At 64.9% G+C, this 13,940-nt stretch carries 16 protein-coding genes; 7 read left to right on the forward strand and 9 right to left on the reverse strand.

Translation table 11 applies throughout. From position 1 onward, the window contains the following. Positions 1-81 precede the first annotated feature (81 nt). Positions 82-549, reverse strand: a complete 468-nt coding sequence (locus tag ABE459_RS23960) for a TlpA disulfide reductase family protein (RefSeq protein ID WP_323831589.1) — start codon at positions 547-549, stop codon at positions 82-84. A gap of 77 nt (positions 550-626) precedes the next feature. Here ABE459_RS23960 and arsC point away from each other — a divergent pair, with 77 nt between their 5' ends. Genes arsC through ABE459_RS23975 form a run of 3 tightly spaced genes read left to right on the forward strand, consistent with a single transcriptional unit; the run spans position 627 to position 1,988 of the window. Further along, a complete protein-coding gene (gene arsC / locus ABE459_RS23965) occupies positions 627-980 on the forward strand; it encodes an arsenate reductase (glutaredoxin) (protein WP_323831591.1) in 354 nt (117 codons plus the stop codon). Beyond that, entirely contained in the window at positions 977-1,582 is a 606-nt protein-coding gene (gene wrbA / locus ABE459_RS23970) for an NAD(P)H:quinone oxidoreductase (protein ID WP_125462970.1), read from the forward strand. Before arsC ends, wrbA begins: the two co-directional genes overlap by 4 nt. Next, positions 1,575-1,988, forward strand: coding sequence for a DUF2069 domain-containing protein (locus tag ABE459_RS23975; protein ID WP_323831593.1), 414 nt, complete (start codon positions 1,575-1,577; stop codon positions 1,986-1,988). Before wrbA ends, ABE459_RS23975 begins: the two co-directional genes overlap by 8 nt. Before the next feature lie 116 nt (positions 1,989-2,104). Here the strand turns inward: ABE459_RS23975 and ABE459_RS23980 are convergent, their stop codons facing one another. Continuing rightward, positions 2,105-2,776 (reverse strand): DNA-3-methyladenine glycosylase I, encoded by a 672-nt coding sequence (locus tag ABE459_RS23980; protein ID WP_125462968.1) that lies wholly within the window; start codon positions 2,774-2,776, stop codon positions 2,105-2,107. A gap of 4 nt (positions 2,777-2,780) precedes the next feature. Next, positions 2,781-3,605, reverse strand: coding sequence for a tRNA 2-thiocytidine(32) synthetase TtcA (gene ttcA / locus ABE459_RS23985; protein ID WP_125462967.1), 825 nt, complete (start codon positions 3,603-3,605; stop codon positions 2,781-2,783). A 264-nt stretch (positions 3,606-3,869) separates the two neighbouring features. Between ttcA and ABE459_RS23990 the strand changes: the two genes are divergently transcribed. After that, a complete protein-coding gene (locus ABE459_RS23990) occupies positions 3,870-4,469 on the forward strand; it encodes a Yip1 family protein (RefSeq protein WP_110993012.1) in 600 nt (199 codons plus the stop codon). 139 nt (positions 4,470-4,608) lie between these two features. Then, positions 4,609-5,103, forward strand: a complete 495-nt coding sequence (locus ABE459_RS23995; protein ID WP_125462966.1) for a SprT family zinc-dependent metalloprotease — start codon at positions 4,609-4,611, stop codon at positions 5,101-5,103. A 153-nt stretch (positions 5,104-5,256) separates the two neighbouring features. Here the strand turns inward: ABE459_RS23995 and ABE459_RS24000 are convergent, their stop codons facing one another. The 4 genes from ABE459_RS24000 to ABE459_RS24015 all read right to left on the reverse strand — a co-directional run bounded on the left by ABE459_RS24000 (position 5,257) and on the right by ABE459_RS24015 (position 9,744). Continuing rightward, complete coding sequence (locus tag ABE459_RS24000) at positions 5,257-6,579, reverse strand: dicarboxylate/amino acid:cation symporter (protein WP_125857711.1); 1,323 nt, start codon at positions 6,577-6,579, stop codon at positions 5,257-5,259. A gap of 395 nt (positions 6,580-6,974) precedes the next feature. Further along, positions 6,975-8,321 carry an ATP-binding protein gene (locus tag ABE459_RS24005; RefSeq protein ID WP_346648152.1) on the reverse strand — a complete coding sequence of 449 codons (1,347 nt, stop codon included), beginning with the start codon at positions 8,319-8,321 and terminating at the stop codon, positions 6,975-6,977. After that, positions 8,318-8,995, reverse strand: a complete 678-nt coding sequence (locus tag ABE459_RS24010) for a response regulator (protein WP_125462963.1) — start codon at positions 8,993-8,995, stop codon at positions 8,318-8,320. The genes ABE459_RS24005 and ABE459_RS24010 overlap by 4 nt, the downstream gene beginning before the upstream one ends. 143 nt (positions 8,996-9,138) lie before the next feature. Then, entirely contained in the window at positions 9,139-9,744 is a 606-nt protein-coding gene (locus tag ABE459_RS24015) for an outer membrane beta-barrel protein (RefSeq protein ID WP_125462962.1), read from the reverse strand. Positions 9,745-9,876: 132 nt separating this feature from the next. Here ABE459_RS24015 and ABE459_RS24020 point away from each other — a divergent pair, with 132 nt between their 5' ends. Next, positions 9,877-10,668, forward strand: a complete 792-nt coding sequence (locus tag ABE459_RS24020) for a dienelactone hydrolase family protein (protein ID WP_125857710.1) — start codon at positions 9,877-9,879, stop codon at positions 10,666-10,668. Between the two features lie 159 nt (positions 10,669-10,827). After that, positions 10,828-11,529, forward strand: coding sequence for a 4'-phosphopantetheinyl transferase superfamily protein (locus tag ABE459_RS24025; RefSeq protein WP_125462960.1), 702 nt, complete (start codon positions 10,828-10,830; stop codon positions 11,527-11,529). Here ABE459_RS24025 and ABE459_RS24030 read toward each other — a convergent pair. Beyond that, a complete protein-coding gene (locus ABE459_RS24030; protein WP_323831596.1) occupies positions 11,526-13,130 on the reverse strand; it encodes an ATP-binding protein in 1,605 nt (534 codons plus the stop codon). The two genes, ABE459_RS24025 and ABE459_RS24030, sit on opposite strands and share 4 nt — an antisense overlap. Next, on the reverse strand, positions 13,127-13,837 hold the full coding sequence (locus ABE459_RS24035; RefSeq protein ID WP_323831598.1) for a response regulator transcription factor: 711 nt from the start codon (positions 13,835-13,837) through the stop codon (positions 13,127-13,129). The genes ABE459_RS24030 and ABE459_RS24035 overlap by 4 nt, the downstream gene beginning before the upstream one ends. Positions 13,838-13,940 lie beyond the last annotated feature (103 nt).

The raw sequence follows: 13,940 nt of genomic DNA on the forward strand, positions 1-13,940 counted from the left end.
TTAAACCCCTCACCCAATGTTATCGAGAATTTTTGGGGGTGGGGTTTTCCCCGCGAAGGGCCGCAGAGCGGCCCCAAATATTCAAGCGCCGTCCTTGAGCGCCTTGATCTTGGCCTGCAGCCCTTCAAGCGTCTGATCGCCCATCAACTGCTCACGCACCTTGCCCTTGTCGTCGATGATGTAAGTCACCGGCAGCGCTTCGCTGCGCGGCAGCTCGTAGCGCTCGGCCGGGTCCTGGGCGAGTACGGTGAAGGCGATGCCCAGGGTGTCGGCGGCGGCCTTGAGGTCGGCGCCCTGCAAACCGTCGAAATTCACCCCGAGCACCTTGATGCCCTGGGCCTCCCACTGCTTGGCCGCGGCATTGAGCTCGGGGATTTCCGTACGGCATGGGCCGCACCATTCGGCCCAGTAGTTGAGCACCAGCCAGTGCCCGTCAACCTGTTCGCTCTTCACCGTATTGCCGTGCTGGTCCACACCGTAGTCTGCACCGCAGCCGCCGAGCAACAGGCTCGCGGTGATGGCCAGTGCAGCTGCCAAACGCCTTGCCATGGGTCAATCCTTCTCGAAGTTTTCAAGCATTGAAGTCGGTTAGAATAGCCGCCACACCCTGCTGGATGCGACCCGTCATGACCGATCTGACCCTGTATCATAACCCGCGCTGCTCGAAATCCCGCGGCGCCCTGGAGCTGCTCGAGGCACGCGGCTTGTCGCCCACCATCGTGCGCTATCTGGAAACCCCGCCAGACGCGGCCACCCTCAAGCAACTGCTTGGCCAGCTGGGCATCAGCGCCCGCCAGTTGCTGCGCAGCGGTGAAGACGAATACAAGGCCCTCGACCTGGCCAACCCGGCCTTGACCGATGCCCAACTGATCGAGGCCATGGTCCAGCACCCCAAACTGATCGAACGCCCCATTCTGGTGGCCGGCAGCAAGGCCGTGATTGGCCGCCCGCCGGAGAAAGTGCTGGAGATCCTGCCGTGAGCGCCCCGTACATCCTGGTGCTGTATTACAGCCGCCACGGCTCGACCAGCGAGATGGCCCGGCACATCGCCCGCGGCGTCGAGATGGCCGGCGTGGAAGCCCGCCTGCGCACCGTGCCGGCGATCTCCACCGAGTGCGAAGCGGTGGCCCCGGACATCCCCGCCAGCGGCGCGCTGTACGCCACCCTCGACGACCTGCGCCATTGCGCCGGCCTGGCCATGGGCAGCCCGACCCGCTTCGGCAATATGGCCGCCCCGCTCAAGTACTTCCTCGACGGCACCAGCAGCCTGTGGCTCGGTGGCGAGCTGGTAGGCAAGCCGGCGGCGGTGTTCACCTCCACCGCCAGCCTGCACGGCGGCCAGGAAACCACCCTGCTGTCGATGCTGCTGCCGCTGATGCACCACGGCATGCTGGTACTGGGCTTGCCCTACAGCGAGTCGGCCTTGCTGGAAACCCGCGGCGGCGGCACCCCGTATGGCGCCAGCCACCATGCCGGAGCCGATGGCAAGCGCGAACTCGATCAACACGAAATCACCCTGTGCCGCGCACTCGGCCAACGCCTGGCGAACACCGCCAAGGCCCTGGGTGGCGAACGTGGCTAAAAAACCCAAGGTACTGCCACCCCTGGACTGGCTGGCGCCACGGGTACGGCTGACCCGCGCCTTGAGCCTGGCCTGTTTCTTCGGCCTGATCGCCTTGCTGGTGGTGAACAACCTGTGGTTCGCCGACCTGCACGGGGCGCGGGTCGGGGTGATCCTGGCCGTCGAGCTGATCCCCTTGCTGCTGCTGTTGCCCGGCATGCTCAAAGGCAGCGCCCGGGCGCATGCCTGGACCTGCTTCGTGGTGAACATCTACTTCATCAAGGGCGTGCTGGCGGCGTTCGACCCGGCGCGAGCGGTGTTTGGCTGGGTTGAGGTGCTGGTGAGCCTGGGGTTGTTCGTCAGCGGGTTGCTGTTCGTGCGCTGGAAGTTCCAGCAGGAGCGGCGCCTGGCGGGCGAAGGGCGTTAATTTCCGGGGCTGCTCTGCAGCCCTTTCGCGACACAAGGCCGCTCCTACAGGGGAACGCATACTCCTGTAGGAGCGGCCTTGTGTCGCGAAAGGGTCGCAAAGCGGCCCCAGCGATTTCAATGGTTGACGGTATGCGCCAGCATCACCGACAACTGGCACAGCGGCCGCCCGCTCTCGGCGTGCCACTGGTTGAACGCCTGCTGCACCAACGCCAGGTCGCGCTGGCTGGTCGGCGGCTTGTCGATGATCTTCTGCGCAATCAGCGCGGCTGCCATGTCGTCGGTGGGGATGAAGGTATCCTTGCCGACCATGCGCAAAAAGCGCGGTGCCGACAACCCACCCAATTGGTTGCCGTGCTTGGCCAGGTACTTCCACAGCCCGACGATGTCGGTCTCTGGCCAATCGGCGATGAACGCGCCGAAACTGCCGTTCTCCCTGGCCACATCCAGCACCATCTGCGCATTGCGCGGCACGCTCTTGAGCTTGCCCAGGTGGCGGATGATGCGTTCGTCCTGCATCAGCCGCTCCAGGTGCTCGGCGCCCATCAGCACGACCTTCTCCGGGTCGAAACCAAAGAACACCTGCTCGAACGCCGGCCACTTGGCGTCCACCAGGCTGTGCTTGAGCCCGGCGCGGAACACGCGCAGGGCCAGGGTCGACAGATAGCGGTCGTCGCTGATGTCGCGCAACTGCGCCGGCGTGCGCGGCTGCGGCAGGAAGGCCTCCAGGGCCTGGGCCGAGCCGAAGCGATTCAGGCAGTACTCATGCAGCCACTGGTAGTCGCGCATGGGCTCAGAGATTCACCACGTCGAGAAAGCGCGGGGTGGCGTTTTCGTCGATCGTAAGGCTGGTGAAGTCGAACAGGTTGCGGTCGGCCAGCTGCGACGGCGCCACGTTCTGCATGGCGCGGAAGATGCTTTCGGTACGGCCCGGGTGCTTGCGCTCCCACTCCACCAGCATGTCCTTGACCACCTGGCGCTGCAGGTTTTCCTGCGAGCCGCACAGGTTGCACGGGATGATCGGGAATTCCTTCATGTCCGAATAGGCCTGGATGTCCTTCTCGCTGCAGTAGGCCAGCGGACGGATCACCACGTTGCGCCCGTCATCGGCGCGCAGCTTCGGCGGCATGCCCTTGAGCGCGCCGTTGAAGAACATGTTGAGGAAGAAGGTCTCGACGATGTCGTCGCGGTGGTGCCCCAGAGCCATCTTGGTCGCGCCGATCTCGTCGGCGAAGGTGTACAGCGTGCCACGGCGCAGGCGCGAACACAGCGAGCAGGTGGTCTTACCCTCGGGCACCAGCTCCTTGACCACCGAGTAGGTGTCCTTCTCGACGATGTGGTACTCGACTCCCAGTTCCTTGAGGTAGGCCGGCAACACGTGCTCGGGGAAGCCCGGCTGCTTCTGGTCCATGTTCACCGCGACGATCTCGAACTTGATCGGCGCCACCTTCTGCAGGTGCAACAGAACGTCGAGCATGGTGTAGCTGTCCTTGCCGCCGGACAGGCAGACCATGACCTTGTCGCCATCCTCGATCATGTTGTAGTCGGTGATGGCTTCGCCAGCGAGACGACGCAGGCGTTTTTGCAGTTTGTTCTGGTTGACCGAGAGGGTGCCCATAGCGCTTGGATCCGCGAGGTGTGACAAAAGGCGCATATTTTACGCACAAATGGCGCACCGCTGTAGGCCATTCCGATAAAGACTTCAAGGGAATCAACACCGGGCCTGACAGCGCAATTTGCTCTAAAAAGCCGGTTTTGTGTGGGGAACGGCTTCCTATACTGCGACATAAGGCCACATGACCGCAGTAATCGATGTTCCTGGCCTCGGGCCACAGGCGCTCCATCTGGGGGGCGTTTGGCAACGACGATAGGAGTGACCAGTATGATTCATCACGTTGTAGGGCTGTTCACCCACCCTGACCAGGAGTGGCGGGAGATCCGTGGCGAGGACGAAAGCATCAGCCACATGTACCTGACGCACACACTAATCCTGGCGGCGATCCCCGCCGTCTCGGCGTTCATCGGTACCACCCAGGTGGGCTGGGTGATCGGAGAGCGCCCGGCAGTGATGCTGACCATGGAAAGCGCGATCTGGATGAGCATCATGTCGTACCTGGCGATGCTCGCCGGGGTGGCCGTGATGGGTGCCTTCATCCACTGGATGGCGCGCACCTACGACGCCAACCCGAGCATGGCGCAATGCATCGCCTTCGCCACCTACACCGCCACCCCGCTGTTCATTGGCGGCCTGGCGGCGCTTTACCCGCACTTGTGGCTGGGCATGCTGATCGGTACGGCGGCGATCTGCTACACGGTCTACCTGCTGTATGTGGGGCTACCGACATTCATGAACATTCCGTCCGATGAAGGTTTTCTGTTCTCCAGTTCAGTACTGGCGGTGGGCCTGGTGGTCCTGGTGGCGATCATGGCCGCCACGGTGATCATCTGGGGACTGGGCGTGGGGCCCGTCTACACCAACTAGCACACACCTATTAGATCGACCCGACACGGGAGCATCACCTGAGGCCGCCACAAGGCGGCCTCGTTCCATCTGCTGACCGGTGGCTCGGCAGGCCCGAAGCGCTTGCGGCATAATGCCCGGTCAGGAGAACCACCCCGCCATGCCCGAGCAGCTCAAGCAACGCGTCGAAACCTGTTACCAGCAAGCCGAAACCTTCTTCAAACGCCCCTTCCCGCGCCCGGAAGTGAGCTTCAAGCTGCGCGGGCAAAAGGCGGGTGTCGCACATCTGCACGAGAACCTGCTGCGCTTCAACCTGCAGCTGTACCGCGAGAACCAGGAAGACTTCCTGCGCCAGACCGTGGCCCATGAAGTGGCGCACCTGGTCGCCCATCAACTGTTCGGCGACCGTATCCAGGCCCATGGCGAAGAGTGGCAGCTGATCATGCGGGGGGTGTACGAACTGCCGCCCAACCGTTGCCACAACTATGAAGTGCAACGGCGGGTGACGATGCGCTACATCTACCGCTGCCCGTGCCCTGAGGGTGAATTTCCGTTTACCGCGCAGCGGCACAAGCTGGTGCGTCAGGGGCGGCGCTATCTGTGCCGGCGGTGCCGGGAGATTCTGGTGTACAGCGGCGAGACCCGGGTCGAATGACCGGGCCTCTTCGCGGGTAAACCCGCTCCCACAGGTATTTCGTCGACCTTGTGGGAACGGGTTTACCCGCGAAAGGACCGGTACAGACGCCACCATTATCTCAGGCACAAAAAAGGCGACCCGAAGGTCGCCTTTTTGCTTTTCACATCGCGATCAACGCGCCGGGCCTTCAGCTACGCCCAGGTCGTCGGTCGGACGGGTCTCGACCAGCGGCGAACCACCGGAGGCCAGCTCCGAGTCCAGCTTGTCGGTATCCAGCTCCTTGACCCACTTGGCCACAACTACGGTGGCCACGGCGTTGCCGATCAGGTTGGTCAGGGCGCGGGCTTCGGACATGAAGCGGTCGATGCCGAGGATCAGCGCCAGGCCGGCAACCGGCAGATGGCCGACGGCCGACAGGGTCGCTGCCAGGACGATGAAGCCCGAACCGGTAACGCCAGCAGCACCTTTGGACGCGACCAGCAGCACCAGCAGCAGGGTGATCTGGTGGGTGATGTCCATGGTGGTGTCGGTGGCCTGGGCGATGAACACCGCGGCCATGGTCAGGTAGATCGAGGTACCGTCGAGGTTGAACGAGTAGCCGGTCGGGATCACCAGGCCAACCACGGATTTCTTCGCACCCAGGCGCTCCATCTTGGCCAGCATGCGTGGCAGGGCCGACTCGGAGGACGAGGTGCCCAGCACGATCATCAGCTCTTCACGGATGTAGCGGATCAGCTTGAGCACGCTGAAGCCGTGGGCGCGGCAGATGCCACCCAGCACTACCAGCACGAACAGCACGCAGGTGATGTAGAAGCAGGCCATCAGGTAGCCCAGCTGCACCAGCGAACCCACGCCGTACTGGCCGATGGTGAAGGCCATGGCACCGAAGGCGCCGATCGGGGCCAGCTTCATGATCATGTTGATGATGTTGAACATGACATGGGCGAAGCGGTCGATCAGGTCCAGCAGCGGCTTGCCGTAGCTGCCCAGGCGGTGCAGGGCGAAGCCGAAGATCACCGAGAACATCAGCACTTGCAGGATGTCGCCGTTGGCGAAGGCGCCGACCACGGTGTTGGGGATGATGTTGAGCAGGAAGCCAACGGTGGTCTGCTGTGCGCCGGCGGCGGCGTAGGCGGCCACGCTGCTGGCGTTCAGGGTGCTGACGTCGATGTGCATGCCAGCGCCTGGCTTGACCACGTTGACGACGACCAGGCCGATGATCAGGGCGATGGTGGAGACGATCTCGAAGTACAGCAGCGCGTAGCCGCCGGTCTTGCCCACCGACTTCATGCTTTGCATGCCAGCGATGCCGCTGACCACGGTGCAGAAGATGATCGGGGCAATGACCATCTTGATCAGTTTGACGAACCCGTCACCCAGCGGTTTGAGGGCAACGCCGGTTTCCGGATAGAAGTGGCCGAGCAGGATACCGATGGTGATGGCGACCAACACCTGGATATACAGCGATTTGTACAGCGGCTGACGTGTCGTCATGGCTCATTTTTCCTCAAGTGTGCCGGCGCATCCTTCCCAGGATGTGGGGCACCTGAATCGCGAACCCTCCTGCACCCGGAGGGATTTGTCGTTGTGTTCGAGCGCCTGGGCAGGCCTCTGCCAGATGAATAGCAAGGGTGATGCCAAGGTGCCCGCTTGAGGTGCACGACCCGTATTTACGGGGTGGGAATGCCCTCGGACGGGGCGTAAATGCAGGTGGGAAATGGCGGATTCCCGCCCGATGGCGGAAATCGTACAAGGTAGGTTGGCGGGAATCCGCCTTGACCGGCATCAGCGACAGCAGGGCTGGCCTCATCGCCGGCAAGCCGGCACCCACAGGGAAAGCAGCCCCGGGGTGTTGGGGGGAGCCGGCGTGCCGGCGATGGAACCGACGCTCAAACCAGGCGGAATGCGATACGGAACGCAGCCCCGCCCAACGGCGAATCACCCAGGCTCAACTCGGCGTCGTAGCTGTCGATGATGTCCTTGACCACCGCCAGGCCGATCCCCTGCCCCGGGTGCTGACTGTCCAGCCGCTCGCCGCGCTCGAGGATGCGCTCGCGCTGGTCGGGGGGGACGCCGGGGCCGTCGTCTTCGACGCACAGCTCCAGTAGCCCCGGCGCTTCATGCAGGCTGACCCGCACCTGCCCCAGGCACAGCCGGTAGGCGTTTTCCAGCAGGTTGCCGAGCAGTTCGAGCAAAGCCCCCTGCTCCATCGGCACCCGCGCCTGGGCCGGGATGTCGAGGCTGACCTCGACGCGTTTATCACGGTAGACCTTGGCCAAGGTGCTGCACAGGCTGTCGAGCAACGGGCCGAGCTGCACCTGGTGGCGCACCAGCCCGCTCTTGCGCAGGCTGGCGCGCTGCAACTGGTAGTCGATCTGCTGGCTCATGCGCTCGATCTGGCCCTGCAGCACCCGCCCCTGTTCCGGCTCCTGCTTGCCCTGGGCCATGCTTTCGCCCACGCCCTGCAGCACCGCCAGTGGGGTCTTGAGGCTATGCGCCAGGTCGTCGAGCGAGTCCTTGTAGCGCTGGCGCTGCTCACGCTCGCTGCGCAGCAGGCGGTTGAGCGAGCCCGTCAGGCGCAGCAGTTCACGGGGATGCTCACGGCTGAGCCCCTCCCGCGCGCCAGCTTCAACCTCGTCGAGTTCGACGCTGAGCCGGCGCAACGAACGCAGGCCCCAGGTCAGGCCGGCCCAAAGCAGCAGCATCAACGCCAGCAAGGCGGCGCCAAAGCCCAGGTAGAGCTTCTCGCGCAAGCCATCGAGGGTGTCCTGGTACTCGCGCACCGGTTGCAGCGCCACGATGCTGAACGCAGCGCTCTTGCCGCCCAGCAACTTGACCTCCACGTCATAGACGAAGAATTCGTCGCCATCGCTTTGCTGGATGCGCGCGAATTCGTTGCCCCGCCCGTCGTAACGCGGCTGGTAATTGATGTTCTGGTTGCGGGTGGCCCGTGACTGCCAGACCAGCTTGCCCTGGCGATCGAAGATATAGCCGAGCAAGCCGGTGTAGGGCAGGTTGAAACGTTCGTCCGGCAGCAGCGCCGGCATCTGCAACTGGCCGCGCTCGATGCGCGCGGCGGAGATCAGGGTGGTTACATCCGAAGCCAGGCGCTGCTCGATCGACTCCTGCAACGCCAGGCTGAAAGCCTTCTGCAACGCCGGCAGCAGCGCCAGCATGAACAGCAACGCCAACAACGCCGCCGCCAACATCAAGCGCACGCGCAGCGAACGGATCATCGGCAGCGCTCGGTGAACAGGTAGCCCAGGCCGCGCACCGTGTCGATCGGCTTGAAGCCCTGCTCGCCCTCGAGCTTGCGCCGCAAGCGGCCGACCAGCACCTCGATGACGTTGGGGTCGCGCTCTTCGTCACCCGGGTAGAGCTGCTCCATCAACCGGTCCTTGGCCACCACCTGCTGGTGATGGCGCATGAGGTATTCGAGGATGCGGTATTCGTAGGCGGTCAGCGCCAGCGGCGCGTCGTCCAGTGTTGCCTGCTTGCGGTTGAGGTCCAGCACCAGGGGGCCGGCGGCGATGGTCGACTGGGTGAAACCGCTGGAGCGGCGCAGCAGTGCATTCAGGCGCGCTTCCAGCTCTTCGAACTGGAACGGCTTGACCACGTAATCGTCGGCACCGGCGGCCAGGCCTTCGACCTTGTCCTGCCAGTTGCCGCGGGCGGTGAGGATGAGGATCGGGAAACTCTGGCCCTGGCTGCGCAACTGGCGAATCAGGTCCAGCCCGCTCATGCCCGGCAGGCCCAGGTCGATGATCGCCAGGTCGTGGTTGTACTGCTCGGCCTGGTACAGGGCCTCCTCGGCATTGGCCACCGCCTGCACCACATGGCCGCCCTCGCCCAGGCGAGTGAACAGATGATGACGTAGCAGCGCCTCGTCCTCGACCACCAGCAATTTCATGCAACTCTCCTTCTTGGGTTGCCTGTGCGCTCCCATTCGCGGGTAAACCCGCTCCCACAGGTACTGCATCGCACTATAGGCTTGCGCTTGACCTGTGGGAGCGGGTTTACCCGCGAAAGGGCCGGTACAGGATAACAGCGACCTCAGAACTTGTAGTTGGCCGCCAGATAGGTCTGCGCACTGCTGTTCAGGCGCAGAGTGCCGATCTTCGCGCCGTCATGGGGCGACAGCTCGGTGCTGGCGTTGCTGCGCAGGTAGCGGTAGCCCAGCTCCACCGAAGCATTGTCGGTGACCTGCTGCAGCACCCCGCCCTGCAGGCCGACGGCGTAGCCGGTATCGGTATCGCGGCTGTAGCCGGAGGACTCCTGGGACAGTTTGGTCACGCCAAGCGAAGCACCGCCGAACAGCTTGGTGGTATCGCCCACCGGCAGGAACAGGTCGTAGCTGCCGAGCAGGTTTTCCTGGCGCAGCTTGAGGCCGCTGTGCTCGCCCGAGACGTTGTCATAGGTCAGGTAGTAGCGGCCCTGGTTGTTCATCTGGCCCAGGCGCACGCCCCAGGTACCATCCTTGGCGATGATGCCATCGGTGTTCAGGTGGTCGGTGTTGCTCTGCAGCAGGCCGGACTTGCGGACCTTGTCGCTGGTCTGGCCATAGGTGAGGCTGGCGAAGGTGTCGTCGGCCTGGGCAGTGGTGGCGATGCCAGCGGCGCAAACGGCCATGGCGGCAAGCAGGGTGTTGAAGGTTTTCATAGGTTCGTACTCCAGTTGGATGCGCTGTTTCGGTCTGGGGACTAGAGTAGGGAGGACGCCCTGAACCACCGCTGAACCCGGCCTGAACCCCGGCTGAACGAAATACCCACCGCAAAAGAAGGAGCTTTGCCCATGCGTTCCCTGCTTGCCCTGGCCCTGCTGTGCAGTACCGCCCTTGCCCAGGCAGCGGTGCAGACCCGAGAGATCCGCTACCAGGATGCCGATGGCACCCCGCTGATCGGCTACTACGCCTATGACGACGCGGTCGAAGGCAAACGCCCCGGTATCGTCGTGGTGCATGAATGGTGGGGCCTGAACGATTACGCCAAGCGCCGCGCCCGGGATTTCGCGGCGCTGGGCTACAACGCCCTGGCCATCGACATGTACGGCGACGGCAAGCACACCGAGCACCCGCAGGATGCCCAGGCGTTCATGGCAGCGGCGATGAAGGACCCGCAGGCGGCCGCCAAACGCTTCGATGCGGGGCTGGAGTTGTTGAAGCTGCAGCCCAACACCCGGCAACACCAGCTGGCCGCCGTGGGCTACTGCTTTGGTGGCAAGGTAGTGCTCGACGCCGCGCGCCGTGGCGAGAAGCTCGATGCCGTGGTGAGTTTCCATGGCGCACTGGTCACCCAGACGCCGGCCAAGCCCGACGTGATCCGGGCCAAGATCCTGGTCGAGCATGGCGAAGCCGACAGCATGGTCACGCCGGAGCAGGTGGCGGCGTTCAAGGCTGAGATGGATGCGGCCAAGGCCGACTACAAGTTCGTCGGGATTCCGGGGGCCAAGCATGGGTTTACCAACCCGGATGCCGATCGGTTGAGCCATGGTGAGCATGGCGGGCCGGACATTGGCTATGACAAAGCGGCGGATGAGAGTTCGTGGAAGGATATGCAGGCGTTCCTCAAGTCGGCGTTTGATTGAGAATCGCCGGGGCCGCTTTGCGGCCCTTTACCTGGCAATCCCACACCCACAAAGCTAAGCCAAAAACATTGGGTGCAGGATTTACACCGAAAAGGCTGCACAGCAGCCCCCAGCAATTTCAACTCCACCGCCCGCCCAACGGCTGGCACAATACCCGCCATGAACAGACTCCCCGCCTGCTGCGCCCCCCTGCAGCACCACTGGCCCCTGCCCCGCCCGGTCCCCGGCGCGGTGCTGGTCAGTTGCGCCTTCGACCCGGCCCAGCTCGCCGCCGATGACTTCCAGCGCGCCGGCATCACGCAAAGCGCCAGCCTGCAACGCTCGGTGGCCAAGCGCCAGGCCGAGTACCTGGCCGGACGCGTGTGCGCCCGCGAGGCCCTGCAGCGCCTGGATGGCCGCGACTATGTACCCGCCACTCACGAGGACCGCTCGCCGATCTGGCCCGCCGGCATCCACGGTTCGATCACCCACGGCAAGGGCTGGGCCGCCGCCGTGGTGGCAGCCGACGGCGCCTGCCGCGGCCTGGGGCTGGACCAGGAAAGCCTGCTGAGCGAGGAGCGTGCCGAACGCCTGGCCGGCGAGATCCTCACCCCCGCCGAACTGGAACGCCTGGACCGCAGCCAGCAGGCCCTGGCCGTGACCCTGACCTTCTCGCTGAAGGAAAGCCTGTTCAAGACGCTCTACCCGCTGACCCGACAACGCTTCTACTTCGAACACGCCGAGCTGCTGGCATGGTCCGCCGATGGCCACGCCCGCCTGCGCCTGCTGACCGACCTGTCGGCGCAATGGCACCACGGCGTCGAACTCGATGGCCAGTTCTGCGTGCAGGACGGCCACCTGCTCAGCCTGATCAGCGTTTAATCCCGTGGCTGCTCGCGTGGCCAGCTCAGGCTGAAACACGCCCCGCCCAACTGCTCGCTATGCCCCACCAGGGCGCGACCGCCGTGCCAGTAGATGATCCGCCGCACGATCGACAAGCCCAGGCCATGCCCGCCCGAGGCGCGGGTGCGGCTGTCGTCCAGGCGGGTGAAGGGGGTGAAGATACGGTCCCATACGCCTTCCGGGATGCCCGGCCCGTCATCCTCCACATCGATACGGCAGCGCTGCTGGCCGAGTTGATAGCTCAGACGCACCTCGGACTCGGCATGGCGCATGGCATTGCGCACCAGGTTCTGCAGAGCACGGTGCAGGTAGCGCGGCTCGGCCTCGACCCAGGCAGCGCCGCCGTCCAGCCCATGGCATTCGCCGCGCAGCACGCGCACATCGGCGCGCAGCGGGGCCAATTCGTCGATCACCCGTGCCAGCAATTCATCCAGGTCCACCGCCTGGAACTGCAAGGCCGGAGCGCCCTGCTCCAGGCGGGCGTAAGTCAGCATCTCGTCGACCAGCTTGTCCAGGTCCTGGATATCGCCGTCCATGCCGGCCAGGTGCTTGGCCCGGGCCTGCTCGGTGCTGGCGCTCTCGATCATCTCCAGGCCAAAGCGCAGGCGCGCCACCGGCGTGCGCAACTCGTGGGACACCGCCCGCACCAGCTCGCGCTGCATGGTCAGCGAACGCTGCAGGTGCTCGGCCATGCCATTGAAGGCTTCGGCCAGACGCCCGACCGAGTCGGCGTCACCGGCCGGCACGCGGGTATCGAGGCTGCCCTGGGCGATGCGCGTGGCAGCCACTTCCAGGCCCGAGACACGCCGCTCCAACTGGCGCACCAGCAGGTAGACCATCAGGCCGATCAGGCACAGGCCAAGAAAGGCGATCAGGATCAGCAACTGCGGCGGGTATGGGTTGAGCTGGTGCAGCGGGCCGATCTCCAGTACCCAGGGCGAGCCGGGCAAGCCCGAAAACACGCGGATCGAGTCACCGTCCTTGCCCAGCGCCATCACCGTGTCGCCCTCCTCCACCCGGCGCCGCTGGTCGTCATCCAGCGCCGCGCGCTCGATGCGCTGCAGGGCGATGTCGAAGCCGAAGCCCTTGCTCTGGCGGATCTGCGCCAGGCGGCTCTGCTGCTCAGTGACCGGGTAACGCACCAGCTCGTCGGCCAGCAGATAAAGGGTGGCACGCGCCAACTGCTCGCTGACCTGCTTGACCTCGGCCACCAGCAACTGGTCTTCGCGCCCGACCCGGCGCAGCACCCGGGCGGCATGCGGGCCGGTCTTTTCCACGACCACCAGGTCGCGGTACAGCCGCGCGCGCTGGCCGCCATCGAGGGTGAAAGCCGACAGCGGTTGCAGGTCGAGCGGCACCCCCAGCAAGCGCTCCCAGATCACCAGCGAACGCTTGCGCTCCACCTCGTTCTGCTGCGCCAGGTTGTCGGCCATCAGGCTGAAGGTGCCTTGGGCCAGGCCTTCGCGGTGCTGGCCGGCACGTACCTCGTTGGCCAGGTGCAGGCTGAGCACGCCGAGCACGGCCACCAGTACCAGCACGGCGAGCATGCCGCCATAGATGCGCAGGAAAATGGAATTCATGGGGCCGGTGCCTGGGCGGCCTCGCCGACGAACAGGTAGCCCTTGCTGCGCAGGGTCTTGATCAGCCGCGGGTTGATCGGGTCGTCGCCGATCTTGGGGCGGATCTTGGAGATACGCACGTCGATGGAGCGGTCCTGGCCGTCGTAACCGACGCCGCGCAATGAGGTGAAGATTTCTTCGCGTGACAGCACCCGCCCGGCGTTGCTGGCCAGCAGCCACAGCAGGTCGAATTCGGCGCCGGTCAGCTCGACCAGCTGGCCGTCCAGGCGCGCCTCGCGCAGGCGCTGGTCGATGTGCAGCGGGCCGAAAGCCAGTGCTTGCTGGCGCTCCGGCGCTTCGCTGCGGCGCAGCAGGGCATGGATGCGCGCCAGCAACAGGCGTGGGCGCACCGGTTTGCATACATAGTCGTCGGCGCCCTGGTCCAGGCCCTGGACCTGGTCGAGTTCGTCACTGCGGGCGGTGAGCATGAGGATGGGGCCGGCGTACTGGCCGCGCACCCGGCGGCAGATGCTCAGGCCGTCTTCGCCGGGGAGCATCAGGTCGAGGATGACCAGGTCGGGCTGGCTGTCGATGATTCGCCGCGCCGCGCGGCCGCCATCGCCCTCTACCGCCACCTCGAAGCCGTTGGCCTGGAGGTACTCGGCGGTGAGCTCGGCGAGGCGCTGGTCGTCCTCGACGATCAGGATGCGGTTGTTCGGCTGATCCATGGCCCTTTACCCTTTGTTGGTCTTGTTCGGGGGCACTGCAGGCTTGTGCGGGCCCATCGCGGGGCAAGCCCGCTCCCACGATGCTCACGCCATGATGTGGGAG

Source organism: Pseudomonas sp. TWI923, from assembly GCF_039673365.1.
Lineage (GTDB): Bacteria > Pseudomonadota > Gammaproteobacteria > Pseudomonadales > Pseudomonadaceae > Aquipseudomonas > Aquipseudomonas sichuanensis.

What these genes read in the sequence shown, in the direction of transcription:
- ABE459_RS23960 (WP_323831589.1), bottom strand. Translation starts at nt 549, where the DNA reads ATGGCAAGGCGTTTGGCAGCTGCACTGGCCATCACCGCGAGCCTGTTG.
- arsC (WP_323831591.1), top strand. Translation starts at nt 627, where the DNA reads ATGACCGATCTGACCCTGTATCATAACCCGCGCTGCTCGAAATCCCGC.
- ABE459_RS23980 (WP_125462968.1), bottom strand. Translation starts at nt 2,776, where the DNA reads ATGCGCGACTACCAGTGGCTGCATGAGTACTGCCTGAATCGCTTCGGC.
- ttcA (WP_125462967.1), bottom strand. Translation starts at nt 3,605, where the DNA reads ATGGGCACCCTCTCGGTCAACCAGAACAAACTGCAAAAACGCCTGCGT.
- ABE459_RS23990 (WP_110993012.1), top strand. Translation starts at nt 3,870, where the DNA reads ATGATTCATCACGTTGTAGGGCTGTTCACCCACCCTGACCAGGAGTGG.
- ABE459_RS23995 (WP_125462966.1), top strand. Translation starts at nt 4,609, where the DNA reads ATGCCCGAGCAGCTCAAGCAACGCGTCGAAACCTGTTACCAGCAAGCC.
- ABE459_RS24000 (WP_125857711.1), bottom strand. Translation starts at nt 6,579, where the DNA reads ATGACGACACGTCAGCCGCTGTACAAATCGCTGTATATCCAGGTGTTG.
- ABE459_RS24005 (WP_346648152.1), bottom strand. Translation starts at nt 8,321, where the DNA reads ATGATCCGTTCGCTGCGCGTGCGCTTGATGTTGGCGGCGGCGTTGTTG.
- ABE459_RS24010 (WP_125462963.1), bottom strand. Translation starts at nt 8,995, where the DNA reads ATGAAATTGCTGGTGGTCGAGGACGAGGCGCTGCTACGTCATCATCTG.
- ABE459_RS24015 (WP_125462962.1), bottom strand. Translation starts at nt 9,744, where the DNA reads ATGAAAACCTTCAACACCCTGCTTGCCGCCATGGCCGTTTGCGCCGCT.
- ABE459_RS24020 (WP_125857710.1), top strand. Translation starts at nt 9,877, where the DNA reads ATGCGTTCCCTGCTTGCCCTGGCCCTGCTGTGCAGTACCGCCCTTGCC.
- ABE459_RS24025 (WP_125462960.1), top strand. Translation starts at nt 10,828, where the DNA reads ATGAACAGACTCCCCGCCTGCTGCGCCCCCCTGCAGCACCACTGGCCC.
- ABE459_RS24030 (WP_323831596.1), bottom strand. Translation starts at nt 13,130, where the DNA reads ATGAATTCCATTTTCCTGCGCATCTATGGCGGCATGCTCGCCGTGCTG.
- ABE459_RS24035 (WP_323831598.1), bottom strand. Translation starts at nt 13,837, where the DNA reads ATGGATCAGCCGAACAACCGCATCCTGATCGTCGAGGACGACCAGCGC.